The organism is Heliomicrobium undosum, from assembly GCF_009877425.1.
Classification (GTDB): Bacteria; Bacillota; Desulfitobacteriia; order Heliobacteriales; family Heliobacteriaceae; genus Heliomicrobium; species Heliomicrobium undosum.
Genome location: NZ_WXEY01000013.1, coordinates 45,419 through 70,188, shown reverse-complemented (window position 1 = coordinate 70,188; position 24,770 = coordinate 45,419). Strand labels below are relative to the sequence as shown.

General features: G+C 60.6%; 20 protein-coding genes. 14 read left to right on the top strand and 6 right to left on the bottom strand.

The features are described from left to right. Positions 1–384 precede the first annotated feature (384 nt). The 10 genes from glpA to GTO91_RS11980 all read left to right on the top strand — a co-directional run bounded on the left by glpA (position 385) and on the right by GTO91_RS11980 (position 14,575). Positions 385–1,989 (top strand): anaerobic glycerol-3-phosphate dehydrogenase subunit GlpA, encoded by a 1,605-nt coding sequence (glpA, locus tag GTO91_RS12025; protein WP_161258964.1) that lies wholly within the window; start codon positions 385–387, stop codon positions 1,987–1,989. Then, positions 1,989–3,251 carry an anaerobic glycerol-3-phosphate dehydrogenase subunit GlpB gene (glpB, locus tag GTO91_RS12020; protein ID WP_161258963.1) on the top strand — a complete coding sequence of 421 codons (1,263 nt, stop codon included), beginning with the start codon at positions 1,989–1,991 and terminating at the stop codon, positions 3,249–3,251. The genes glpA and glpB overlap by 1 nt, the downstream gene beginning before the upstream one ends. Then, positions 3,248–4,444, top strand: a complete 1,197-nt coding sequence (locus GTO91_RS12015) for an anaerobic glycerol-3-phosphate dehydrogenase subunit C (RefSeq protein WP_161258962.1) — start codon at positions 3,248–3,250, stop codon at positions 4,442–4,444. The genes glpB and GTO91_RS12015 overlap by 4 nt, the downstream gene beginning before the upstream one ends. Before the next feature lie 82 nt (positions 4,445–4,526). Next, positions 4,527–6,263, top strand: coding sequence for a pyruvate kinase (gene pyk / locus GTO91_RS12010; protein ID WP_161258961.1), 1,737 nt, complete (start codon positions 4,527–4,529; stop codon positions 6,261–6,263). 288 nt (positions 6,264–6,551) lie between these two features. Continuing rightward, a complete protein-coding gene (gap, locus tag GTO91_RS12005; RefSeq protein ID WP_161258960.1) occupies positions 6,552–7,577 on the top strand; it encodes a type I glyceraldehyde-3-phosphate dehydrogenase in 1,026 nt (341 codons plus the stop codon). 2 nt (positions 7,578–7,579) lie between these two features. Next, the gene (locus tag GTO91_RS12000) at positions 7,580–8,764 is read left to right on the top strand and encodes a phosphoglycerate kinase (protein WP_161258959.1); all 1,185 of its coding nucleotides are present in this window, start codon (positions 7,580–7,582) and stop codon (positions 8,762–8,764) included. Positions 8,765–8,859: 95 nt separating this feature from the next. Further along, positions 8,860–9,612: a triose-phosphate isomerase gene (gene tpiA / locus GTO91_RS11995; RefSeq protein ID WP_161258958.1), complete on the top strand. Its 753-nt coding sequence runs from the start codon at positions 8,860–8,862 to the stop codon at positions 9,610–9,612. A gap of 138 nt (positions 9,613–9,750) precedes the next feature. After that, positions 9,751–11,067 (top strand): phosphopyruvate hydratase, encoded by a 1,317-nt coding sequence (gene eno / locus GTO91_RS11990; protein WP_161258957.1) that lies wholly within the window; start codon positions 9,751–9,753, stop codon positions 11,065–11,067. A gap of 241 nt (positions 11,068–11,308) precedes the next feature. After that, positions 11,309–13,006, top strand: coding sequence for a phosphate/phosphite/phosphonate ABC transporter substrate-binding protein (gene phnD / locus GTO91_RS11985; RefSeq protein WP_170294223.1), 1,698 nt, complete (start codon positions 11,309–11,311; stop codon positions 13,004–13,006). 129 nt (positions 13,007–13,135) lie between these two features. Next, entirely contained in the window at positions 13,136–14,575 is a 1,440-nt protein-coding gene (locus tag GTO91_RS11980) for an aldehyde dehydrogenase family protein (RefSeq protein WP_161258956.1), read from the top strand. 217 nt (positions 14,576–14,792) lie between these two features. On the opposite strand, the gene GTO91_RS17845 is transcribed toward GTO91_RS11980, so the two are convergent. The 4 genes from GTO91_RS17845 to GTO91_RS11960 all read right to left on the bottom strand — a co-directional run bounded on the left by GTO91_RS17845 (position 14,793) and on the right by GTO91_RS11960 (position 19,804). Further along, a complete protein-coding gene (locus GTO91_RS17845) occupies positions 14,793–15,227 on the bottom strand; it encodes a DUF2642 domain-containing protein (protein WP_207709018.1) in 435 nt (144 codons plus the stop codon). Beyond that, on the bottom strand, positions 15,196–16,014 hold the full coding sequence (gene mutM, locus GTO91_RS11970) for a bifunctional DNA-formamidopyrimidine glycosylase/DNA-(apurinic or apyrimidinic site) lyase (protein WP_161258955.1): 819 nt from the start codon (positions 16,012–16,014) through the stop codon (positions 15,196–15,198). The genes GTO91_RS17845 and mutM overlap by 32 nt, the downstream gene beginning before the upstream one ends. 149 nt (positions 16,015–16,163) lie before the next feature. Continuing rightward, positions 16,164–16,595, bottom strand: coding sequence for a hypothetical protein (locus GTO91_RS11965; RefSeq protein WP_161258954.1), 432 nt, complete (start codon positions 16,593–16,595; stop codon positions 16,164–16,166). A 179-nt stretch (positions 16,596–16,774) separates the two neighbouring features. Then, on the bottom strand, positions 16,775–19,804 hold the full coding sequence (locus GTO91_RS11960; RefSeq protein WP_328793798.1) for a PAS domain S-box protein: 3,030 nt from the start codon (positions 19,802–19,804) through the stop codon (positions 16,775–16,777). 227 nt (positions 19,805–20,031) lie between these two features. Between GTO91_RS11960 and GTO91_RS11955 the strand changes: the two genes are divergently transcribed. Next, positions 20,032–20,691, top strand: a complete 660-nt coding sequence (locus GTO91_RS11955) for an HAD family hydrolase (RefSeq protein ID WP_161258952.1) — start codon at positions 20,032–20,034, stop codon at positions 20,689–20,691. Positions 20,692–20,791: 100 nt separating this feature from the next. After that, a complete protein-coding gene (locus GTO91_RS11950; RefSeq protein WP_161258951.1) occupies positions 20,792–21,976 on the top strand; it encodes a M24 family metallopeptidase in 1,185 nt (394 codons plus the stop codon). A gap of 161 nt (positions 21,977–22,137) precedes the next feature. Here GTO91_RS11950 and GTO91_RS11945 read toward each other — a convergent pair whose 3' ends face one another. Continuing rightward, positions 22,138–22,992 carry a YhfC family intramembrane metalloprotease gene (locus tag GTO91_RS11945; protein WP_161258950.1) on the bottom strand — a complete coding sequence of 285 codons (855 nt, stop codon included), beginning with the start codon at positions 22,990–22,992 and terminating at the stop codon, positions 22,138–22,140. Between the two features lie 172 nt (positions 22,993–23,164). Between GTO91_RS11945 and GTO91_RS18435 the strand changes: the two genes are divergently transcribed. Next, positions 23,165–23,287 carry a hypothetical protein gene (locus GTO91_RS18435; protein ID WP_268894865.1) on the top strand — a complete coding sequence of 41 codons (123 nt, stop codon included), beginning with the start codon at positions 23,165–23,167 and terminating at the stop codon, positions 23,285–23,287. 69 nt (positions 23,288–23,356) lie between these two features. Next, positions 23,357–23,491: a hypothetical protein gene (locus GTO91_RS18430; protein WP_268894864.1), complete on the top strand. Its 135-nt coding sequence runs from the start codon at positions 23,357–23,359 to the stop codon at positions 23,489–23,491. Between the two features lie 51 nt (positions 23,492–23,542). Here GTO91_RS18430 and GTO91_RS11940 read toward each other — a convergent pair whose 3' ends face one another. After that, positions 23,543–24,712 carry a gluzincin family metallopeptidase gene (locus tag GTO91_RS11940; RefSeq protein ID WP_161258949.1) on the bottom strand — a complete coding sequence of 390 codons (1,170 nt, stop codon included), beginning with the start codon at positions 24,710–24,712 and terminating at the stop codon, positions 23,543–23,545. Positions 24,713–24,770 lie beyond the last annotated feature (58 nt).

The window sequence follows — 24,770 nt, the reverse complement described above, 5'->3', positions numbered from 1 at the left end:
GAAGCAAAGCGAGTGGGGGGAAGGCCGCGCTGGCAGTCCAACAGCCGGCGCGCCTCCTCCTGGCTCCTCTTTCTCCCTTTCGCACAGTGCCATTGATGTCGTCAATTCTGGCCGCAGGGTCGATCACAACCGTAGGGTTTATTGACCATACCGCTAGGCCAATTCGATAAAGTTTTTCGGAACCCGACTTTTTTTCGCCACCCGAACAGTTCGTTCAAATCTTATGGAGAAAAAAACGCTAGAACTTGATAAGGGCTTGTGAGTTTGGAGAAGCCGCAGCAGTACCGGAAGAGTCCCGGCATTGGCGGCTTTTTTTCATAAATTTAGGTGATTGTGCATTGGGTGAACCTTTTTTATACGACGAAACGGACGGAGGATGACCAAATGGCAACCGAACGCGTTCAGGTGGTGGTGATCGGAGGCGGCGCCACCGGGACGGGCATCCTGCGCGACCTGGCGATGCGGGGCATATCCGCCCTCCTGGTCGAGCAGGGCGACCTGGCCCATGGCACCAGTTCCCGATTCCACGGGCTGCTGCACAGCGGCGGCCGCTACGCCGTCAAAGACAAAGAGGCGGCGAAAGAGTGTATCGAGGAGAATCTATTGCTGCGGCGTTTGGCGCCCGACTGCATCGAGCCGACGGGCGGCCTCTTCGCCCAGCTTCCGAGCGACGACCCGGCTTACGCCGAACTGTGGGTAAAGGCTTGCGCCGAGGCGGGCATCGAAACGGAAGAACTCGACGTCAAAGGGCTGCTCAAGAAGTACCCCGTTCTCTCGCCGAAGATCACCCGCGCCTTTACGGTGCCCGATGCGGCCGTCGACGGCTTCCGTCTGCTCTGGAGCAATGTCCACTCGGCCCGCCGCTACGGCGCCCAGATGGCCAACTACAGCAAACTGACGGCGGTGTATCGTTCGAACGGCCGCGTCGCTGGTGTAGAGATCACCAACACCCTGACGGGCGAGACCCGCCAGATCGAATGCGAGATGGTAATCAACGCCGCCGGCGCCTGGGCAGGCGAGGTGACGGCGCTGGCCGGTCTCGACGTGAGCATCATCAAGGACAAGGGCACCCTGCTCGCCTTCAACCACCGGTTGACCAACCAGGTCGTCAACCGCTTGCGACCCCCTGGCGACGCCGACATCTTCGTTCCCCACGGCACCATCACGCTGCTGGGAACCACCTCCGTGGGGGTGGACGATCCCAACAGCTTCAAGACGACCGATAAAGAGGTCCAGGACATGCTGGCCGTCGGCCGGGAGATGATGCCCCGCATTGACGACTACCGGATCATCCGCGCCTTCGCCGGCGTGCGGCCCCTTTACCAGGCCGACAAAGGCGCCGGAGGCCGGGCGGTGACGAGAAACTTCGCCCTCATCGATCATGAACAGCGCGACGGCTTGACCGGCCTGATCAGCATCGTCGGCGGCAAGTTCACCACCTTCCGGCTGATGGCCGAAAAGACCGTCGACCTGGCCGCCAAAAAACTCGGCAACAGCACCCCCTGCCGGACGAAGGAAGAGCCCCTCAGCGCGGCCCAGCCGGCCGAACTGCTGGAACGGGGGAAAAAGGTCTTCGGCGTCCCCGGCGCCAAGAAAGCGGCCGAACGGCTCGGACAGGACTTTGCCAAGGTCGTTGCCGAGGCGGAGAAGGATCGGGCCAAGCGCCGCATGTTCTGCGAGTGCGAGATGGTCAGCGCCGCCGAGATCGACCATGTGGCCGGTGACGGCGACAGCAAGACCTTGAGCGACATCCGCCGCAAAACCCGCATGGGCATGGGCACCTGCCAGGGCATCTTCTGCAGTTACCGCACCCTGGGGGCGATGAGTGACCACAAGCAGTTCACCGGCACCCACCGCGAGTTTTTGGCCGAGTTTTTGCAAAACCGCTGGCGGGGCGTCCGGGCGGTCCTCTGGGGCCAGCAACTGCGGGAAGCCCAACTGTCCTCGGAGATCTTCTGCACACTCTTCGGCATGGAGAGAATGAAATGATGAATAAAAAAACAGATGTGTTGATCATAGGCGCCGGACTGTCCGGCCTGCTGGCCGCCGCCAAAGCGGCCGAATCGGGTAAACGAGTCACTGTAGCCGCTAAAGGCATGGGCTCGCTCAGCCTGTCTTCGGGCTGCATCGACCTCTGGGGATATGACATCGATGACCCCCAGCAGGTCTGCCAGAACCCCCTGTCCCAGATCGCCCGCTTAAACGAAGTGAATCCCGAGCACCCCTACACCAAAGTGGCCGACGTGCTGGAAGAGAGCCTGCGCTACTTTCAGGGGCTCACCGAACGCTACGGCTGCCATTACCGGGACAACGGCGGCGCCAACTGGCTGCTGCCGACAGCCGTCGGCACCTTCCGGCCTTCTTTCCTGGCGCCGCCTTCGATGGCCGTCAGGGACCTGGACAAGGCTAAGCGAATCGTCATCGTCGGCTATGAGGAACTGAAGGATTTCTATCCCGAAGTGATGGCCTCCAACCTGGCCTGCAACGGCAACCTGCCTGACACAGCCAAACTGACAGTTGTGAGACTGCGCAGCGCCTGGAAAAAACTCTACGCCACCACCTTGGCCCACCGTCTGGAACAAGCGGAAGGGATCCAGGAAGCGGTGGAGCAGATCAAGCCCCATATCGTCAATGGCACGGTCGTCCTCTTCCCGCCGGTCCTCGGCGAGCGCCTCGATATCGACGTGGCCGGCCGGCTCTCCAAAGCCCTAGGCGCTCCCGTCTATGAAGTGACCAACATCCCGCCGGCCCTCCCCGGCCAGCGGTTGCAGCAACTGCTGCTCAAGCACCTGCGCAACGCCGGCGTCGACGTGATCATCGGCTGCACCTTCACCGGCGCCAAGGTAGAGGGCAACCGCTGCCTTCAGGTGACGGCCGAAGGGGCTGGGAAGACCTTCACCTTCTCGGCCGAGACCTACATCCTGGCCACAGGCGCCTTTGTCGGCGGCGGCCTCGACAGCCGGATCGGCGAGGCGCGGGAAGTCATCTTCGACCTGCCTGTCCGCACTGCTGAGAAATGGGCCTCCGGCGAGTTCCTCTCCATGAACGGGCACGGCTTCAACAGCTTCGGCATCGCCGTCAACGACCGGTTGCAGCCCCTTGACGGGGCGGGCCGGGTCTGCCTGGAAAACGTGCGGATCACCGGCGCCAACCTGGCCGGCGCCAACGGACCCATTGAAAAATGCGGCAACGGCGTCGCCGTCGCCTCCGGCTACAAGGCCGGCAAGCTCGCCGGGGAGGTGGCACAATGAGTCAGGACCGTCATCTCATCCTCGACAACTGCATCAAGTGCAACATCTGTGTCGCCAACTGCCCCGTCGTCAAGGTGACCGACCAGTACGCGGGACCGAAACAGAACGGCCCTGACCTGGAGCGCTTCCGCCTCGACGAGCCTGCCGCCGTCCATCCCTCCATCGGCTATTGCAGCAACTGCAAGACCTGCGACTTCGTCTGCCCCTCCGGCGTCAACGTAGCCACCATGAACTGCAAGGCCAAAGGGGAGTACGTGGCCCTCAACGGCGCGCCCCTGCGTGACCAGGTGCTGGGCCGGGTCGAACTGATCTGCAAGGCCGCCCAGATCGCCCCGTCCATCGTCAACTGGGCCGCCGGCGTCGGTCCCTTCCGGGCGATGGGGGAAGCTTTCTTCGGCGTCGCCGCCGGCATGCCCTTCCCGCGTTTCGCCTCGAAAACGTTCCTGCAACAATTCAAGCCGAAAAAGATCGCCAAGCCGAAAGGGAAGGTCCTCTACTACCCCGGCTGCTATGTCAACTACTACACCCCCGAGGTCGGCCTGGCGCTGGCCAAGGTCTTCGCCCACAACGGCATCGAGATGGTCGTCGACGACTTCAACTGCTGCGGCCTGCCGACCGTCTCCAACGGCCTCATGGACGCGGCCAAAGCCTACGGCGTCAACAACCTGGCCAAGTTGAACCGCTACATCAACGAGGGCTACGCCGTCATCACCACCTGCCCGAGTTGCAACCTGATGCTGCGCCAGGAGTACCACGAACTCTTCGACATGGACACCGCCCTGGTGACGGAAAACACCTACGATGCCTTCGAGTACCTCGTGTTGCTCCATGAGAAGGGGCAACTGGACACGAACCTGAAACGGCTGCCCCGGCGCTACGGCTACCACCAGCCCTGCCACCTGCGCGCTGTCGGCTACGGTGTTCCTTCCCAGGAGATCCTGCGGCTCATCCCCGATCTGCAGGTGGCCGCTCTTGACGCCGGTTGCTGCGGCCTCTCCGGCAGCTACGGCTTCAAAAAAGAAAAATACCCCATCGCCCACGAGATCGGCCAGAACATCGTCCGGGCCGTCGCAGACACCGGCGTCAAACAGGCTGTCACCGAATGCGGCATGTGCCAGTTGCAGGTCAACCACGTGACCGGCCTGCCGGTGGTTCATCCCATCCAACTGCTGGCTGAGGCCTACGGGCTATAGCATATTCGCGTGGGCGTTTCGCGCCGGCGATAGTGAAAAATGAAGAACAACTCCGACCGAGCGCGTTTGAAAGAGGTGTCATATGCGAAGGACAAAAATCGTCTGCACCATCGGGCCGGCCAGTGAACACCCGGATACCCTGAGAGAGATCATCCGTTCCGGCATGAATGTGGCCCGTCTCAACTTCTCCCACGGATCCCATGAGGAACATGGACGCCGCATGGAGACCATCCGCCGCATCGCTGCCGAACTCGGCGCCAATGTGGCCATCCTGCTGGACACGAAAGGTCCGGAGATCCGCACGGGCGATTTCGCCGCTCCGCCGATCTTCCTGGAAGCGGGACAGCGCTTCACATTGACGACAGAACCGATCCTCGGCGACGCCTCGCGGGTCTCCGTCACCTATGCCGACCTGCCCAAGGACGTGTCACCGGGCGCCCGCATCCTCGTCGATGACGGTCTCGTCGAACTGGAAGTGGAGGCTGTCGAAGGCAGCGACATCCACTGTCGTGTCCTCAACGGCGGCAAGGTCTCCAACAAAAAAGGCGTCAACGTCCCCGGCATCTCGATCAACCTGCCCTCGGTCACCGAGAAGGACATCGCCGACATCCGCTTCGGCATCGAACAGAAGGTGGACTTCATCGCCGCCTCCTTCGTCCGCAAGGCCGCCGACGTGCTGGCCATCCGCAAACTCCTCGAAGCGGGTGGCGCCGACATCGAGATCATCTCCAAGATCGAGAGCAGCGAAGCGGTGGACAACCTCGACGAGATCATCCAGGCCTCTGACGGCATCATGGTCGCCCGGGGCGATCTGGGCGTGGAGATCCCCGCTGAAGAGGTGCCCATCCTGCAAAAATCGATCATCGCCGAATGTAACCGCCTCGGAAAACCGGTGATCACCGCCACCCAGATGCTCGATTCCATGATGAACAACCCCCGGCCGACCCGCGCCGAAGCGAGCGACGTGGCCAACGCTATCTTCGACGGCACCGACGCCATCATGCTCTCCGGCGAGACGGCCAACGGCAAGTACCCTGTCGTCGCCGTCCAGACGATGGACCGCATCGCCCGGCGCGCCGAATCGTCCTTGCAAAGAAACCAGACGATCCACAACGGCAAGACCAGCGTCACTGACGCCATCGGTCAGGCCGTCTGCGTCACAGCGACCCAGTTGGAGGCGGCGGCCATCATCACCGCAACGGCCTCCGGTTACACGGCCCGCATGATCGCCCGCTACCGTCCCCAGGCGCCTATCGTCGCTGTCACCCCCCGACCGGAAGTGTTGCGCCGTTTGGCCCTCGTCTGGGGCGTCGTCCCCTTGCCGTCGGTCCAATTGACCGATACGGATCGCATGCTCGCGACAGCCGTCAATGTGGCCATGGAGCATGACCTGATCCAGGGCGGCGATCTCGTCGTCATCACCGCCGGCGTCCCTGTCGGCGTCCAGGGCTCGACAAACCTGCTCAAGGTCCACACCGTCGGCAAAGCGGCGGCACGAGGCACCGGCATCGTCACCCGGTCGGTCACCGGCAAGGCGAGGGTCTGCCGAGTCGCTGACGACGCCGCGAACCTGGAGCCGGGAGAAGTCCTGGTCGCCTATGGCACCGATGCCGACTACGTCCCCTACCTGAAGAACGCAGCCGCCATTGTCTGCGAAGAGGGCGGCCTCACCTCCCACGCCGCCATCATGGCTTTGGAGTATCGCATCCCCGTTGTTGTCGGTGTCGACAGCGCGCTGTCCCTGTTCGAGACAGGGGAGACGATCACCGTCGACGGCCGGCGCGGCTTGATCTACCGGGGGACAGCGAAAGTCCTCTAGGGATCTGCGCGAATAGCCGTGGTCGCTAAGGAGACTCACTCCTGCTGAAAAGTTGAGAAGCGCCGCTCGACTCCTCACACTTTACTACATTCAACTTGACACGAGGGCCCGGAGGATTTGAGCAGGCCGCTGAGTGGATCGGAGATCCATTCTTCGCGCCTGCTTTTCCTTTAACACCGAATCACACCGAAAAACTTTCCCAAACAGGCATCCCAACAAAAAAACAGACATCCCAACAAAAACAAGACACCCAACCAAATGAAAAAAACGATGCGGAGGAATGCAACAATGACTACCAAAATCGCCATCAACGGATTTGGCCGGATCGGCCGCAACGTGCTGCGGGCCATGCTGAAGCGGGATATGCTGAAAGCCGGTTCCGACGTGGAAATCGTCGCCCTCAACGACCTGACCAGCCCGGAGATGCTGGCCCACCTGCTCCAGTACGACTCCATCCATGGCGAACTGCCCTACGAAGTAACCGTTTCCGAAAAGGCGATCACCGTAAACGGCGTAGAGATCAAGGTCTGCGCCGAAACGGATCCGGCCAAACTGCCCTGGAAAGAACTCGGCGTTGACATCGTCGTCGAATCGACGGGCCGATTCACCAAAGGCCCCGATGCGGCCAAGCACATCCAGGCGGGCGCCAAAAAAGTGATCATCTCGGCCCCCGGCAAAGACATCGACGCCACCATCGTCATGGGGGTCAACGACCATACATACGACGCGGCCAACCACCACGTCGTCTCCAACGCCTCCTGCACCACCAACTGCCTGGCCCCCTTCGCCAAGGTGCTCCATGAGCAGTTCGGCATCGTGCGCGGCCTGATGACGACGGTCCACGCCTACACGAACGACCAGCGCATCCTCGACCTGCCCCACAGCGACCTGCGCCGCGCCCGCGCCGCCGGCCAGTCGATCATCCCCACCACCACCGGCGCCGCCAAGGCCGTCGCCCTCGTCCTGCCCGAACTGAAGGGCAAGCTGAACGGCTTCGCCATGCGCGTCCCCACCCCCAACGTCTCCGTCGTCGACCTGGTGGCCGAGCTGGAAAAACCGGCCACAGAAGAAGCGATCAACAGCGCCCTGAAAGCCGCTGCTGAAGGCCCCCTGAAAGGCATCCTGGCCTTCTGTGAAAAGCCCCTCGTCTCCCGCGACTTCAACGGCAATCCTCACTCCTCCATCGTCGACGCCCCCTCCACGATGGTCCTCGACGGCAAGATGGCCAAAGTCGTCGCCTGGTATGACAACGAGTGGGGCTACTCCAACCGCGTCGTCGACCTGGCCCTGCTGATGGCCGCGAAGGGGCTGTAAGCATGGAGAAGATCTCCCTTCGCGACATTGACGTGCGGGGCAAGCGCGTCCTCGTCCGGGAGGACCTGAACGTCCCCCTCAAAAACGGCGTCATCACCGATGATACGCGCATCCGCATGACCCTGCCGACGATGCAATACCTGATCGACCGGGGGGCGCGAGTAATCGTCGCCTCCCACCTGGGCCGCCCGAAAGGCCAGGCTGTCGACGAGTTCCGCCTTACCCCTGTTGCCAAGCGCCTGGCCGAACTCCTCGGCAAACCGGTCGCCAAGGTCGACGACTCCATCGGCCCGGAAGTCCAGGCTGCCGTAGCCGCCATGCAAGACGGCGACGTGCTCCTCTTAGAAAACGTCCGCTTTTACAAGGAAGAAGAAAAGAACGACAAGGCTTACGCCAAAGCGCTGGCCGACTTAGCTGACATCTACGTGAACGATGCCTTCGGGACCTCCCACCGCGCTCACGCCTCCACCGCCGGTGTCGCCGACTTCCTGCCGGCCGTGGCCGGATTCCTCATGGAAAAAGAGCTGTCCATGCTCGGCAAGGCCGTCACCAACCCGGAAAGACCTTTCGTCGCCGTCATCGGCGGCGCCAAAGTCTCCGACAAGATCGGCGTCATCGAGAACCTCCTGAACAAGGTGGACAGCCTGATCATCGGCGGCGGCATGGCCAACACCTTCCTGCGCGCCCTCGGCTATGAGACGGGCAATTCCCTCGTCGAGGCCGACAAGGTCAACCTGGCCGGCGAACTGATCCTGCGCGCCAAGGCGCAGAAGGTGAACCTGCTGCTGCCCACCGATGTCGTCGTCACCCAGGCCTTTGAGGCCGGCGCTCCCCAGAAGACCGTCGGCGTCAACGCCATCGAGCCCGGTTGGATGGCCCTGGACATCGGCCCCGAAACGGCAAAACTCTATGCCGATGTGGTCAAACAGGCAGGGACCGTCTTGTGGAACGGCCCTATGGGTGTCTTCGAGATCGACGACTTCGCCAAGGGAACAGAGGCAGTGGCCCAGGCGATGGCTGAGTGCCGGGGCATCACCGTCATCGGCGGCGGCGACTCCGTGGCAGCCGTCAACAAGGTCGGTGTGGCCGATCAGATGAGCCACATCTCCACCGGCGGCGGCGCCTCCCTGGAATTTCTGGAAGGCAAGAAACTGCCTGGGGTGGCGGTTCTGCGGGACAAAAAATAGAGATTTCGAACAGAGAAAAAACGCCTATATGTTTGGAAAAAAGCGATGTCACTTACATTTTGGTTTGCCATACAGAAGGGAAGCGAAGCACCGAAATGCGTAGACCCATCATTGCCGGCAATTGGAAGATGCACAAGACGATAGCCGAGGCCGTTCAACTGGCCGAGGCGCTGAAAGGGCAACCGGGGGAACTGCGGGCGGAGATCGTCCTCTGCCCGCCCTTCACGGCCCTGGCCGCCGTCGCGGCCATCATCAAAGACAGCCCCATCGCCCTGGGCGCTCAGAACATGCACTGGGAAGAGCAAGGCGCCTTCACCGGCGAGATCTCGCCGAACATGCTCAAAGACGCCGGCTGCGCCTACGTGATCCTCGGCCATTCGGAGCGGCGCCAGTATTTCGGCGAAACGGATGAACTCGTCAACCGCAAAGCGAAGGCCGCCCTGGCTCACGACTTGACGCCCATCGTCTGCGTCGGTGAGACCCTGGTCCAGCGGGAAGCGGGGGAGACGGAGGCCATCGTCGCCACCCAGACCCGCGGCGCCCTGGCCGGACTCACGCCCGAGGCCGTCGCCTCCCTGGTCATCGCTTATGAGCCTGTCTGGGCCATCGGCACCGGCAAAACCGCATCGGATGATGACGCCCAGCAGGTCATCGCCTTCATCCGTGCCACCGTGGCCGCCGAATTCGGCAACGCGGCGGCAGCCGCCGTCCGCATCCAATACGGCGGCAGCGTGAAGGCGGCCAATGCGGCCAGCCTGCTTTCCCGCCCCGACATTGACGGCGCCCTCGTCGGCGGCGCCAGCTTGAAGGCGGCAGATTTTCAAGGGATCATCGACGGCGCGCGCTAGGGCTGATTTCGCACAACATGCTGACTCTTGATAAGGCTCAGTCATGCAGCGAATCAATGCGGTGAGAGGATACACAACGGATGGTTGATTTAAATATAGCACCATGGCGCATCGGCGCGCCGATATGGAGGAAGCAACATGACGATCATCAGTGATATTACAGCCCGTGAAATCCTCGATTCCCGGGGCAACCCGACCCTGGAAGTGGATGTGTGGCTCATCGACGGCAGCAAAGGCCGCGCCGCCGTTCCCTCAGGCGCCTCCACCGGGGCCTATGAAGCCGTTGAACTCCGAGACGGCGACAAGAACCGCTACCTGGGCAAAGGTGTCCGCCAGGCTGTCGCCAACGTGAACGACATCATCAAGCCGGCCCTGAATCAGATGGACGCCGCCGACCAGGCCGCCCTCGACCAGAAGCTGATCGAACTGGACGGCACGGCCAACAAGAGCAAACTGGGTGCCAACGCCATCCTCGGCGTCTCCCTCGCCGCCGCCAAGGCGTCAGCCAACTACTTCGGCCTGCCCCTCTACCAGTACGTGGGCGGCATCAACGGCCGGGAACTGCCTGTGCCGATGATGAACATCCTCAACGGCGGCGCCCATGCCGACAACAACGTGGACATCCAGGAGTTCATGGTCCTGCCCGTCGGCGCTTCCAGCTTCGCGGAAGGCCTGCGCATGGGCGCCGAAATCTTCCACAGCCTGAAGGGCGTCCTCAAAGCCAAAGGGCTCAACACCGCCGTCGGCGATGAAGGCGGCTTTGCCCCGAACCTGAAGAGCAACGAAGAAGCCCTGGCCGTCATCGTCAACGCCATCGAAAAAGCCGGCTACCGGCCTGGAGAAGATGTCTTCCTCGGCCTCGACGTGGCCGCCACCGAACTCTACAAAGACGGCAAATACGTCCTCGCCGGTGAAGGGGCGACCTGCACCGCCGATGAGATGATCGCCTTCTATCTGGACCTGGCCGCCAAATACCCCATCATCACCATCGAAGACGGCCTGGCCGAAGACGACTGGGAAGGCTGGGCCAAACTCACCCAAGCCCTCGGCAAAAAACTGCAACTCGTCGGCGACGACCTCTTCGTCACCAACACGGAGCGCCTCGCTCGCGGCATCGCCGGCAACGTGGCCAACTCCATTCTGATCAAAGTCAACCAGATCGGCACGCTTACGGAGACCCTCGACGCCATCGAACTGGCCCGCCGAGCCGGCTATACGGCCGTCGTCTCCCACCGATCCGGCGAAACGGACGACACCACCATCGCCGACCTGGCCGTCGCGATCAACGCCGGCCAGATCAAGACCGGCGCCCCCTCCCGGACCGACCGGGTGGCCAAATACAACCAGTTGCTGCGCATTGAAGAGGAACTGGGCGAACGGGCCTGCTACCGCGGTCTCAACGCCTTCTACAACCTCGACTTTACCGACAGCCGCGCCAAGCGCATCCTGTACTAAAGACAACAGGGAATTCCGCATTTTTCACTCTGAACAAATACACTTGCTGAACACCGGCGCAAAAAAACCTATTTGCCTCTACTGTCCCCGGTCGACTGCCGGGTTCTGTAGATAAAAACAACCCCTGCAGGGCCATGCCATGGCAAAGAATCTCCCTCATCGCTGTAATTCAATGAATGCCGGCAGAAGGGAACCATTGGCATGGCTCATTTTTTCTTTTGAACCACGGAGGAACATAGCGATGATAAAGACAGATGTGTGCCCCCGGCCCGGCGACGAACCGAAGCTTGACATCCTGCCCCTTTCAGAAAAGCTGGGCCTCGACGCCCACCAGGTCAAATGGACTGTCGGCGAGACGGCGGAAGTGGCCCGCGGCCTCGTCAAAATCACGGAACGCAACGGCAGGGACCTGATCGATGGCTCGGCTCGTTTACAGGAAATGACCGGCGTGGCACGGCTGCTCGAAGAGCGGGCGCGGCAGGTGGCTGACCTGTCGGTGTCCCGCCTGGAAGAAACCCGGGAGGGAGAAAAGCGGGTCGCTGAGGCGGAACGGCTCCTGCAGGTGATCGCCGCCGATGTGCTCACCTACGCCCGGGCGGCCCTGAAACTGCGGGAGGAGTCGGAGCAGATCGCCCGCTTTGTCCGAGAAGCCCGCGATATCGCCAAGAAGACGAACCTCCTCGCCCTCAACGCCTCCATCGAAGCCGCCCGCGCCGGCGCAGCCGGAAGAGGTTTCGCCGTCGTCGCCGACGAGGTCCGCAAGCTTGCCGAAAAAAGCGCTCAGTCCGCCCAGGGGATTCAAAAGGCGGCTGACCAGATCAACAAAGACATCCATGCCGTAGCCGCCGGCGCCGATTTCAGTTCCAAACAACTGAACACCATCGTGGCCGATGTCCGATCCGGCCGGGAGGTCCTCTCCCATACGGTCAACACCTTCGGTGAGATCACCGACCTGAACAAGGAACTCTTCGAGGCCACAGCCCAGCACGCCGAAGGGGCGGAACAACTGGCCGCCATTTTCGTCTCTCTCGGCGACGGCATGCAGGACATCATGGCCCGGGTTCGCGATCAGGAGAAGCACCACGGCAAGCTGTTAGACCTGGCTGAAGGGCTGAACGGTAACGTCCATCAACTGCAGAAACAGGCCGCCCGGTTCAAGCAGGACGATGAATTGGTCATCGGCATCAACCCGGCCTTAAGCCCTGACACGATCCGCCGGCAGTATCTGCCGGTCATCGCCGCTCTCTGTGAAAACCTCGGCGTCAAGCCCCGCATCCTCATCGCCGCCGACTACAACGCCCTGGCCGACTGCCTCATCGATGAGATCGTCGACGTGGGCTGGTTTTCCCCGCTGGCCTATGTCAACGCGGCCGCCAAGGGGAGGGTCATCCCGCTGGCCACCCCCATCGTCAACGGGAACGCTTCCTACAAGGGCTACATCATCGCCCGCAAGGGGAGCGGCGTCGTCAACCTGGGCGCGTTAAAGGGCAAACGGATGGCCTTCGTCGATCCCCAGTCCGCCTCGGGATACGCCTACCCGCGCCTGCTCCTACGCCGGGCCGGTCTCAACCCCGATAAGGACCTAGGTGAGGTCATCTTCCAGGGCACTCACAGCCGCGTCATCGAGACGGTCCTCAAAGGCGAGGTAACCGCCGGCGCCACCTATTCGGAAGCGATCGACGACGCCCGCCGGCGCAACCTGCCTGTCGAGGATCTGGTCTTCCTGGCCGAAACGGAGGCAATCCCCAAGGACTGTATCGCCGCCCGGGGCCGGCTGGACAGCGACCTCGTCGATCGGCTAAGAGCAGGTCTCCTGGCCCTCAACCGCACCGACAAGGGAAGAAGGGTGACGGCCGAATCGTCGATCCAGGGGTTCATCGATACGCGCGATGAGAACTATGACATCATCCGGGAGGTCTTGCGCGAAGGCGGGCGGTAGGATCCCGGAAAGGCGGAGGCGCGCGAGCAACCAGTCATGAGCGGAAACTCACCCCAGAATCTGGACAGCTTGTGTGGGACTTGGTACGATATTTCTGAGAAAACAAGTCCCGTGACTGGAGGGAGCGACATGAACAATGCGCAACCGCTCGGGCTGCTCATCGACGGCGCCTGGGTGATGACAGAAGACCTGCTCGAAGTCCGCGACAAATACTCCGGCGAACTGCTGGCCCGCGTCAGCCAGGCCGGTGAAGGCGAAACGGCAGCGGCGGTGACGGCGGCGCGGCGCGCGCTGGAACGGCCGCTGACAGCCCAGCAGCGCTATGGCATCCTGATGAAGACGCGCGAACTCCTCCTGGCCAACCGCGAGGAGTTAGGTCATCTGATCGCCGCCGAAGCGGGAAAACCGCTCAAAGACGCCCTGGCCGAGGTGGGAAGGGCCGCCGAGACCATCCGCCTCTCCGCCGAGGAGGCCTTGCGCATCACCGGCGAAACCGTCCCTGTGGAAGCTTTTCCAGGCTCGGAAAACCGCATGGCCTTCACCATCCGCGTGCCCGTCGGCGTCGTCTGCGCCATCAGTCCCTTTAACTACCCCTTGAACCTGCTCTGCCACAAGGTCGGCCCTGCCATTGCCGCCGGCAACGCCGTGGTGGCCAAACCGGCCTCGACGACACCCCTCTCGGCGCTCTCCCTCGCCCGGCTCATGCAGGAAGCCGGCCTGCCGGAGGGCTGGCTGAACATGGTCGTCGGCCCCGGCTGGACTGTCGGCGAGTGGCTCCTGGAGAACCCCGGCATCGACTACTACACCTTCACCGGCTCCTATGCTGTCGGAAAACGGCTCCGCGAACGGGCCGGCCTGCGCAAAGTGACCCTGGAGTTGGGCGCCAACTCGGGCACTATCGTACATAAAGACGCCGACCTGGAACTAGCCGCCCGGCAGTGTGCCCGCATGGCTTTCGCCAACGCCGGTCAGATCTGCATCTCCGTCCAGCGCATCCTCGTCCATGAAGCCATCGCTGACGCTTTCGCCCGTGAACTGGTCGCCCGGACGAAGGAACTGGTCGTCGGCAACCCACTGGACATGACCACCGACGTGGGTCCCCTCATCTGCGAGCAGGAAGCCGAACGGGTCGTCGAATGGATCGACGATGCGATCAAGGGAGGCGCTCATTTGCTCACAGGCGGAACCCGGCAGGGCGCCCTGGTGCAGCCCGCAGTACTCACCGATGTGCAGACAGGGATGCGCGTCTGGTGCCAGGAGATCTTCGGCCCTGTCGCCTGCCTGGCCACCTACAAAACCCTCGATGAAGCCATTGAGCGCATCAACGACTCCGAATACGGCTTGCAGGCCGGCGTGTTCACGGGCTCCATCGACGTGGCCCTCCGCTGCGCCCGGGAGATCCGGGTGGGCGGCGTGATCATCAACGACGTATCCACCTACCGGGCCGACAACATGCCCTATGGCGGCGTCAAACACAGCGGCTCGGGCAAGGAAGGCCCGGCCTACGCCGTCCGGGAGATGACGGAAAGCCGCATCGTTGTTTTTAACCACCGACCGCCGAAGGACTAAGCAGAAAAAAGGGATTGACCCGGTGAGTGCGCGGGTCAGTCCCTTTTGTTTTCACATCCCTACCCAAACGTGATCATCGTCGCTGTCTGATTAATGTGCCCGATATACATCTCCCCATAGGATGAAAACCCGATCACAGGCGCGCAAACCATAATCCGCCTTTCTGTACATAGTAATCATGTTCATCCTATGTGCATCAGGCGGATATTGATCTTTTTTATCGATAGGAAATAGAAAAACATTCAAAATATACGATTTGGGCGATGCGTACATGGAGGGCTTTGTCTTTGTCAATATTCAGTTGGATGTGGTCAACGGCAACGCCGGTCAACACACCTTCCAGTTTTCCAGCCGTTGTCATGACAGTCATCTGTTGACCCATATGCCGCGTCACATGATCGATGAAAACGGGGTCGATCAGGCTCACGTATTGGGATGGCTGGGGCACTGCCGACGCCGTGTAAATCGGTGTGAAGGCAACAGGCATCTGATTGACGTAAGCGGGCTGAACAATCGGATGGAGACCGCTGTAACCGCTTTGCGGGTTTGGCGCAGAAAGGCCGCAGGTGTTGCCCTGCAGCCTTTGCAGACAAGGTGATTCGATGGTAGAAACAAGACCGTTATCGCTGGCAGCGAGGGCAGAAAAAAGCATTCCGACCGCCCACCCGATCTGTCTCGATCAGGCCACTGCAGGAAAAGCAAGGCTGACCGGCGCGATCATAGACCTGCAACCGGGAGGTATAGCCGCCGGTGAAAGTGTCGCCTGTCTGAAAAGGATCCTCGGAGACGCCGCCCAGCCGCACCGATTCCGCCAGGATTGTCCGGAGGCAGTGGTAGAGGCGTTCTTTTTCCGTGTCCGAGAGGGTCGGCAGTTTCCGCGCCGGCAGGATACGGCTGCAAAAGAGGGCTTCGTTGGAGTAGACATTGCCGATCCCTGCGATAACCTTTTGATCCATCAGCAGCGGCTTGATCATCCCTCGTCGCGCGCTGAGAAGCCGCATCCATGCCTCCAGGTCGAAGGAACTGTCAAGAGGATCCTGCCCCAGTCCTGCATAGTCGGGATTACCTTCCACTTCCGCGTCAGCGAAGAGTTGGACATAGCCCAGATGCATCCGGTAAAAGGCCAGAGTTTCCCCTGTATCGAAACGGAGGGTCACATTGGCCCCCTCGGGAGCCGCCTCGTCAGGGGAGAAGAAGCGCAGGTAGCCGTCGATCATGAAGTGAAAGAGGAGGGAGAGACCGCCGGGCAGACGCAGGCGGATCACCTTGCCGCGCCGTTCCGCTCCTTGGAATGACCGGCCGGTGAGCGCCTGCGCAAAAGCATCCGGGGCGACGTTCAGGGTCTTGGGGCGACCCACGGCCACGTCTTGAATCGCTTTTCCGACGACCTGCTTCTCAAGATGGCGGCGGACCGTTTCGATTTCTGGAAGTTCCGGCATCGCAAAGCTCCTTTATGGCATTACGCCCATAGGTGGAGGAGGTCTCCTGATATTATGAACAATGTCTTGCTCCCGATATCAAAGAAAATAAGAAGCCGCGCGATCAATGCAACGGCTTCCTCATGACTTTTGTCCGAATGATGTTGTTGTTACCGGTGAATCTGCAACTTCTGGCTGCGCAGATCGAAGGTGGCCAGGGTGACCTTGTGCAGTCCCCAACTCTTCAAGTGGTTTCTGGCATGTTCCACCGGTCCACCTTCGAGAAAACGGCTGAGGCAGTCCTGGGGGATGACGAGTACTGTCGGGTAGGTTAAAGAAAAGGCGGCCAGTTGTTCGCGCGTGTGGATGTCGCCGATGGTGGAGCAGGTCTCGACCTCAAAAACGGTGGTCTGGTCATCCTTTTTCGCCAGGATGTCGGGCACACAGTGGCTGACTTCATGGGGCGCTCCCGGTTCCCAGTGGATGTGATCAGCCAGCACATGGTACCCATCGGCAGCGAGGCTGTCTGCCACCGCCTGGACGCAACGGTCATGGGTGGACTGCTCGACGTGAACACGGTTGGGGTTTTTCCCTCGGAACATAATTTCACCCTCCTTTAATCCACCGTAATAAAAAACCCTTTTAGGTTGATGACCATGCTGTCAAACCTAAAAGGGCTTTATGTCGCATTATGCAATTGTACTTGTGGGGGTTATTGCTTCGCTGATTTTGGTTTATTATAGCATGATTTGCCGATACCGCCAATGCCCCCATGAATTTCTTAATCCGTTCCCGTCTCCTCGTCGGCGCTCTCGCTCAGCCAGCGGGCGAGCATGGCCGTCAACTGCTTTCGATCAATCGGTTTGCTGATATAGTCGTCCATCCCCGCCTGGAGGCACTTCTCCCGGTCCCCCTGCATTGACAAGGCTGTCATGGCGATGATGGGGATGTGCTGCCCCGTCTCGGCCTCGCTGTCGCGGATCACCTGCGTCGTTTCAAAGCCGTTCAGATCGGGAAGCTGGCAGTCCATCAGGATGAGGGCATAATCCTCTTCACCCAATGCGTCAATAGCTTCCAGACCGCTACCGGCCAAGCGGACGGAAAGGCCCATTTTTCGCAACAGCGCGGTGACCAGTTTCTGGTTCACCGGATTGTCCTCCACAACGAGGACGGAGGCTTGGCGAAGACGGGGAAGCGGGGCGACGGAAAGATGAGGGGGATGAGCGGGGAGATGAGAGGGGTGCTGAGAAGCCTGAAGAGAAGGGGGACGAGGGGCATGATGAGAGGGAAGATGAGCGGGAAGATGTGAGGGATGCTGAGAGGGAAGATGAGCGGGAAGATGTGAGGGATGCTGAGAAGGAAGATGAGAAGGGGGATGAATACTTGTTGAACGGTCCATGGAAGCCAGCGAAACCAGCGGCGGCGAGGCAGTCGGCCGGGATTCGGCGGCGTCGACAGGCGATTGCGGCAACGGAGACCGTTTGCGCACCGGAAGGGTAAACCAGAAGGTGGATCCTTCGCCGGGCTTGCTTTGGACGCCGATCTTGCCGCCCATCAGTTCCACCAGGTTCCGGGAGATGGCGAGACCCAGACCGGTTCCGCCGTATTTGCGCGTCATGGATGTGTTTCCCTGGCTGAAGGGCCGGAAGAGGCAGTCCCGAATCTCCGGCGCGATGCCGATCCCCGAGTCGGTCACCTCAAAACGGATAGTGACCTGGGCGCCCGTATCGGAAACGGGGAAGACACGGATGTCGATGGCGCCCTTTTCGGTAAACTTGACGGCGTTGCTGACGAGGTTGAGCAGCACCTGCCGCAGCCGTCCCGGATCGCCCTGAAAGAGGAAGCGCGCCTCATCAGCGATGGAAGTGGAAATGGACAGGCCCTTTTCCCGCGCTTTGCCCTGAAGCAGCCGGGCCACGCCGTTGACGACCGGAACGGGATCGAAATCGATCGATTCCAGTTCCATCTTGCCGGCTTCGACCTTCGAGTAGTCAAGGATGTCATTGATCACGGTGAGCAGGAGTTCGGCTGATTCCTGCACTGCCTCGGCGTAATCGACTTGTTCCGACGTCAACCGAGTGCCCAGCAGCAGTTCGTTCATGCCGATAATCCCGTTCATGGGTGTGCGGATCTCATGGCTCATCATGGCCAGGAAGGAACTCTTCGCTAAACTGGCCTCCTCGGCACGGACCTTGGCGATCCGCAACTCCATATCCACCTGTTTCTTTTCCGTGATGTCCATGAGCATGCCGTCGAGACGGACAACCTTCCCGGAACTGCCGGCAACAGGGATGACATGACCGCTTACCCAGCGCAGATCGCCGTCCCTGTGGACGATGCGGAATTCATCCTGAATGGGTTTGCTGACGAGAACCCGTTTCGATATGCGTTGCAAGCGAGGCAGATCGTCGGGGTGGATCGACTGCGCCCATGTGTCGGGGTGATCAAAAAAAGCCTGGGCGGGAACGCCGAAGAGCCCCTCGCAGGCAGGGGAGAGTTGCAAAAGGCGTCGCTGTGACACGTCGTAGGACCAGAAGACGATATTCAGGCTGTTGAAGAGGTTCTTCAACTGTTCCCTTGTCTCCAGCAGTTTCTGTTCGATCTTGCGCCGTTCCGTAATATCGGTAAAGGTCGCCACCACCCGGAAGGGCTCGCCTTCACCCGGACGAAAGAGCGGTTCGGCGTTGATTAGAATCCAAGACATTTCTCCATTGGGCTTGTGGACGCCCATGACCACATTGTGACAGGGTTTCCCTGTGCGCAATGAGACCATGGCCGGGTGTTCCTCGCCGGGGAAGGGGGATCCGTCTTCCCGGACGGCGCGCCAGCGCGGGTCGTAAGAGGTCCGTCCAAGCAACTGATCAGCCGTTAAGCCCAGAATGGTCTCCGCTTTTCGGTTAAAGGACACGATCTGCCCGTCCCGCTCTTGGACAACCATGCCCTCGGCGATGGCAGTCACGATCGAGCGATAGTGCTCCTCGCTGTCGCGCAAGGCGGCCTCCGCCGTTTTCTGCTTCGTAATATCCAGCGTGGCGCCGCGAAAACCGATCACCGTCCCGTTTTCATTGAAGATCGGGACGCCGTTCGCGCTCAACCAACGAAGCTCCCCGGAGGCGGAGCGCCGGCGGTACTCCAGGTTGCGGACCAGTTCGTTCTTGGCAGCGGCTTTGAGGAAACCGTTCCAAAATCGTTCCGCGTCATCGGGATAGACATACTGTCGAACAGGCGCACCGATCAATTCTTCCGGCGTTACACCCAGGATGGACCGGATCTGGGGTGAGACATAGGTATACCGGCCTTCCGCATCCAGTTCCCAAATAAATTCGTCAAAGGCCCGTTCCACATCGCGAAAACGCTGATCCCTTTTACGCAATTCGATTTCCATCTGTTTGCACTGTTCCAGCAGTGAGTAATACTTTGCGGCCAGGCGACGACAGGTTCTATCGCACGAGGGTGAACCAAGATCACCCAACGTGACCGCTTCCAGGATGACCAAAAAGGCATCTGCTTTTTCGTCGTCAAGGGTAAGGGCATGGGCCTGCACACAGAGGGAGCGGGACTCTCCTTCCGGCGTGACAATGTGACCGCAATGGGTGGGCAGCCCAGCCGCATCTGTTTCGCCCAGATGAAAAAAATCGTCGCTCCGGCGACCGGCCGCATCCTGACTGTTCCATCCGGTCAACCGTTCGGCGGACGGATTCAAAAAGCGGATGGTTCGGTCAGGATCCAACACCGCCAAAGGCAACGGGAATTGTCGGACAAGAGACAGGAATGTCTCGGACGAACCCGAGGCAGTTATCAAGAGGATCACCGCCTTAACAGCAATCAGGAAGGGTCCTGCATTCGGAACATGTATTTTGCAACCGCAATTTCATTATACAGATTTTTCTTCGCCCGATTAAGAGGCAAAGGGGTCAAAAGAGAAAAAATTGTGAAAATACTTCCCCTAACCTTTTTCGGCAGGGAAAAGGGATTCACGGCGCCAGCCGCCAATAAAAAAGGGAACTGGCGATCATCTTGGTAAAGGGAGTGACCCCATTGGCGTGCAAGGCCGTGATTTTTGACCTGGACGGAACCCTGCTGGACACACTGGCCGATCTGGCCGATTCGATGAACCGCGTGCTCTCCCGCGCCGGCTTTCCCACCCATCCTCTAGACGATTACCGGTACTTCGTCGGTGACGGCCTCGCCACAATGGTGAGGCGTGCGCTACCGGAGGAAGGTTGCGACGAGGAGACGCTGCGGCGCTGTTTCGCCGATATGCAAGAGGAATACGGCCGGAACTGGGCCGTGAAAACCGCCCCCTACACCGGGGTAATGGAAATGATCGAGGGCCTGGCGGCCCGGAACATCCCCATGGCTGTCTTATCAAATAAGCCCCACGACTGGACCGTCGAGATGACCGATTATTTTTTCCCGCAGCGGCCCTTTGCCATGGTATTCGGCCAGCGTCCGGCAGTCCCCAAGAAGCCCGATCCGGCCGGGGCGCTGGAGATCGCCGCGCGATTCGGTTTCGATCCGGCGGATATCCGCTATCTGGGCGATACGAATACGGATATGAAGACGGCAAAAGGGGCGGGCATGCCGGCCATCGGCGTCCTCTGGGGCTTCCGACCGGCGGAAGAACTGCTGGCGAGCGGGGCGGACCGGCTGATCGGGCACCCTGACGAGTTGTTCAATTTGATTGATGAAGGGTAGCATATACGAACAAGATATGTAAACATCCGATGCGCGAGACGCTTCGCGATACAGCGCATGTTTTTTATGCGACAATGGATGATGAGGAGGAGTGGCTCAGATGCGGTATACACCAGCCGATGAGTTGCAGCGGCGGATCGCCCGGTTCCAATCGATGCTGTGTCAGAAAGGCCTTGACGGCGCTTTGATCGTGCAAAACGCCGACCTCTTTTATTTTTCCGGCACCATCCAGCGCGCCCACCTCTATATCCCGGCCGAAGGCAAGGCGTTGCTGATGGTCAAGCGGAACCTGGAGCGGGCGCGCCAGGAGTCTGCCCTGGAACAGATCGTTCCGCTGGACAACCCCAAGGAACTGCCGGCCATGCTGGATGCTTACGGCTTCGGTGTTCCGGCGCGGCTCGGTCTCGAACTGGACGTGCTGCCGGTGGTCCACTTTCAGCGCTACCAGAAGCTCTTCGCCGCCAGCCGCCTGGAGGATGCCTCTGGGCTGATCCGGACGGCCCGGGCCGTTAAGACGCCCTTTGAGTTGGAACGGCTGGCGGAAGCGGCCGAACTGTGCCGCATCGTCTTCGGCAGCGTTCCCCAGTGGCTGCGCGAGGGAATGACCGAGTTGGAACTGGCCGCCGAGGTGGAGGCCTGTTTCCGGCGTCACGGGCACCAGGGCTTGACGCGCACCCGCGGCTTTAACATGGACATCAGCTACGGCCACACCCTCTCCGGCGCCAACCTGGCCATGCCGTCCTTCTTCGAGGGGCCCATCGGCGGCGTCGGCCTCAATCCCTCCTTCACCATGGGGTCTGGCACCAAGGCGATCGGCCGCGATGAGCCGATCATGGTCGATCAGGTGGGCGTCATCGACGGCTACGGCGTCGACAAATCCCGTGTCTTCTGCATGGGCCGGCTGCCGGCGCACCTGGAGCGGGCGCACAGCGTCGCGCTGGAGATCCTGGCCGGGATCCGAGAAAAAGCACGGCCGGGCGTGACGGGCGGGGAACTCTTCGATTATGCCCTTCAGAAGGCGAAGGACTACGGCCTGGCGGATCACTTCATGGGACATAAAGAAAAAGTGGCCTTTGTGGGCCACGGTGTCGGCATTGAATTGGACGAGCTTCCCGTCCTGGCGAAAGGCGTTGGTATGGCGCTGGAGGAAGGGATGGTCTTTGCCCTCGAACCTAAGTTTGTCTTCCCCGAAGGCGCCGTCGGCATCGAAGACACCCTCGTCGTCCGCGCGAATGGATTGGAGACGATCACTCTATTTGATGAAGGGATTATCTATCTTCCTTAGTCATCTGACTCCCCTCGTGCTCGCACGCCAGTTTCGTTGTTTGTGAAACGGCAACAAGGCAGGGCCGATTATTCCTTGACCTGCCTTACCGTCTTGTCTGCAACCGCCTTTACACATCCAATGGCTGTTCATTCTTCATCTACGTTGCCGCCCCTGTCATATTACTGCTTCTTCGGTTTATTCCTGTTTTTTCCCTCGCTGCGGTTCCTTTCTTTTGCAGGTTCTCCTGTCGGTTCCTCGGCTGCGCCGGGGAAAAGCCGTCGCGACCAGAAGATGAAAATCAGCGAGATCCCGAAGAGCGCGACCAGATAGAGGAACAGGTACAGCGTGTCATAGCGTATTGCCTGGTAGAGGGCAACGGGAAAGTCGATGACGGCATGGGCCGCGATGGCGGCGAAGAGGATGGCGATCTTTCCCTCCCGTACGCCGTAGAGCACCAGCAAGGACAGGGCGATTTGCATGGCCAGGGCGATGTTTCGCTCCAATCCACCGGCCAAAAAGGCGAGGGGCGGTGTCGACAGCAGGAGGTTTTTCGCCTGTTCCAGCGCCTCTGGCGGCAGCTTGCCCCCCAGGTCGCCCAGAGTTCCTGTATTGATCATGCGGGCCATCAGCACCGACTGGACGCCCATGATGCCGCCGATCAACAGCGACTCGATGCCGCCGTGACCGAGCCCGTAGGCGACGCCGTCCTTCCAGGCTCGCAGCGTTTTCAACCAGGCCGTAAAGGCGATGTAGCGGCCAACCTCCTCGAAAATGCCTGCCGCCAGAGCGCCGTACAGGGCGAACCAGAGCGGTTTTTTCATCAAGGCAGCCGTGAAGGGGTTCACGTCGAAGACATAGACATGGACCATCTTTTCCAGCCCTTGGGTGAAGAAAAACCAGACGAGAGCGCCTACGGTGACTGCTTTCCAGGAGATCTGGTGGCGTTGGTGCAGGTATATGAGCAGGCCCACGGGGACCCCGATGGAGAGCAGCACCGAGAGGGACATGTAGAGGATGGATAGGTTGCTGACCATGGGAAGCCTCCTTGAATGATTCCTGCCTATGGTGTCGCCAAATCAGGGCAGGAGTATACGAAAAAAACAACGGTCCGGCGGTTACTTTTGTACCGTCGGACCATTGTTTTCCATACTTTGTTATTGGAGGCAGTTCCAACCCGATGATTCCATTTGAAAGGAGGCTGCAGGCATGGGTGGTTACGGCGGTTATGTTGGCACCGGTTTCGGCGTTGTCGCCGGTCTGGTCATCACCCTGATCGTTATTGGGGCCTTTTACCCCAACATTGTCGGATTCGGATACGGCGCCCAGTAATGATCAGGCGCTAGTCCGGTGACGGTCCGGCGGAGGTTGATGAAAGAAAGAATGAAAGGAGGGTCTCATATGAGCCAATGCGGTCCTGTCGGTCCCGCTTGCGCACAGGGCGGCTATGTGGGCAACTGCATCGTCGCGCTGGCCATCCTGATCATCATCATCGCCATCCTGGGAACGGGTTTTGGTTTTGGATACGGGGGGTAACTAAAACCGGTGAAACAGCGTGGGGAAACCCACGCTGTTTACATATCAATGCTATAATGCCGCTGCAAACTCCCGCTCAAAACGGGTGATCGACATGCCGTACTGGGCCTGGAAGCTGGCGGCCACACCGGTTTTGCGCGCGCCCGTCAAAAAGGCGCGCAGCCGTTCCTCGCCGTACTTTTTGATCAGGTGCTCGACGGCCAGATAGTCTTGCCACTCCACATTGTAGTCGGCCCGCAGGATATCCTCTTCCGAGGCGGAGAGGGGGAGGATGCGACCCTCCTTGGCGGCGCGTCTGATCTGGCTGTCCAAGGACTTCTCCAGGCGGCGCGCCATGGCCGGGTTGATCTTCTTCACCGCCGTCATCCCGGCGTCCCAGGCGACGCCCTCGTTGACCCAGGTGGGCAGCTTGCTGCCGAGGCCCTGCTCGTTGAAGACGACGTGGACGAGTTCATGGGTGAGGACGTTGGCCAGGCTCGATTTATCCTGGAGGGAGTAGAGGGGAATCCAGACATCGGTTCCGATGCAGATGCCGTTCGTGTTTTCCACAATCGGCGTGATTAGGCTGGCCTCGACGCCTGCGTCGGTGAGCGCCTTCCGGTAGGCCGTTTTCGTGGAGTAGAGAACGACCACGGTCTGGTTGGAGGGCGCTTGTCCCAGTTTGGCCTGCACGATGGGCAGCGCCGTCGTCTGCACCGTCTCGGCGGCCTGCTGGACGATGCTGTCGGGAACGCCGCTGTCGCCGGCGAGGATCTGGATGCCGGTGGCCGTCTTCCGGCTGCGGCTGGCAGTCTCGGGGTCGGAAGGGCGGGGCAGGTGACGGCTGCCGAAGTGCTTCGCCAGCAGTTCCCGGGGGTCCCGTCCCTGAACAAGCAGTTGATCGTTTAGGGCTTCTACGTTGTCGATGATCTCGCCCAGACGCCGGTTGAGTTGCTCCTTCACCTGCTCCGGGTCGTCGATGGCGTCTTTGACCCGGTCGACGCCGTTTTTCAGGCTGTCGACGACGGTGGCCGGCGTCTGGCCCACATCGATGCCGGTCAGCCGATCCTTCAGGGCTTCCGTCCATTTTTGCGCGGCGGTTTGCGCCTCCTGCCAGGAGGAAGCAATCCCCTTGCCGGACAGGCCCGGATGACCGGACAGGTTGGGCATCGAAGGGGACATGACGCGCCAACCGGTCAAAAGCAGCAGGGCGATGGCGAGAAAAGCCAGCAGTTTTCTCACTGTTTTATTCCCTTCTGTTCCAGCGTTCGTGTTCGCATGCCGGTAGGGTGATTCGGTT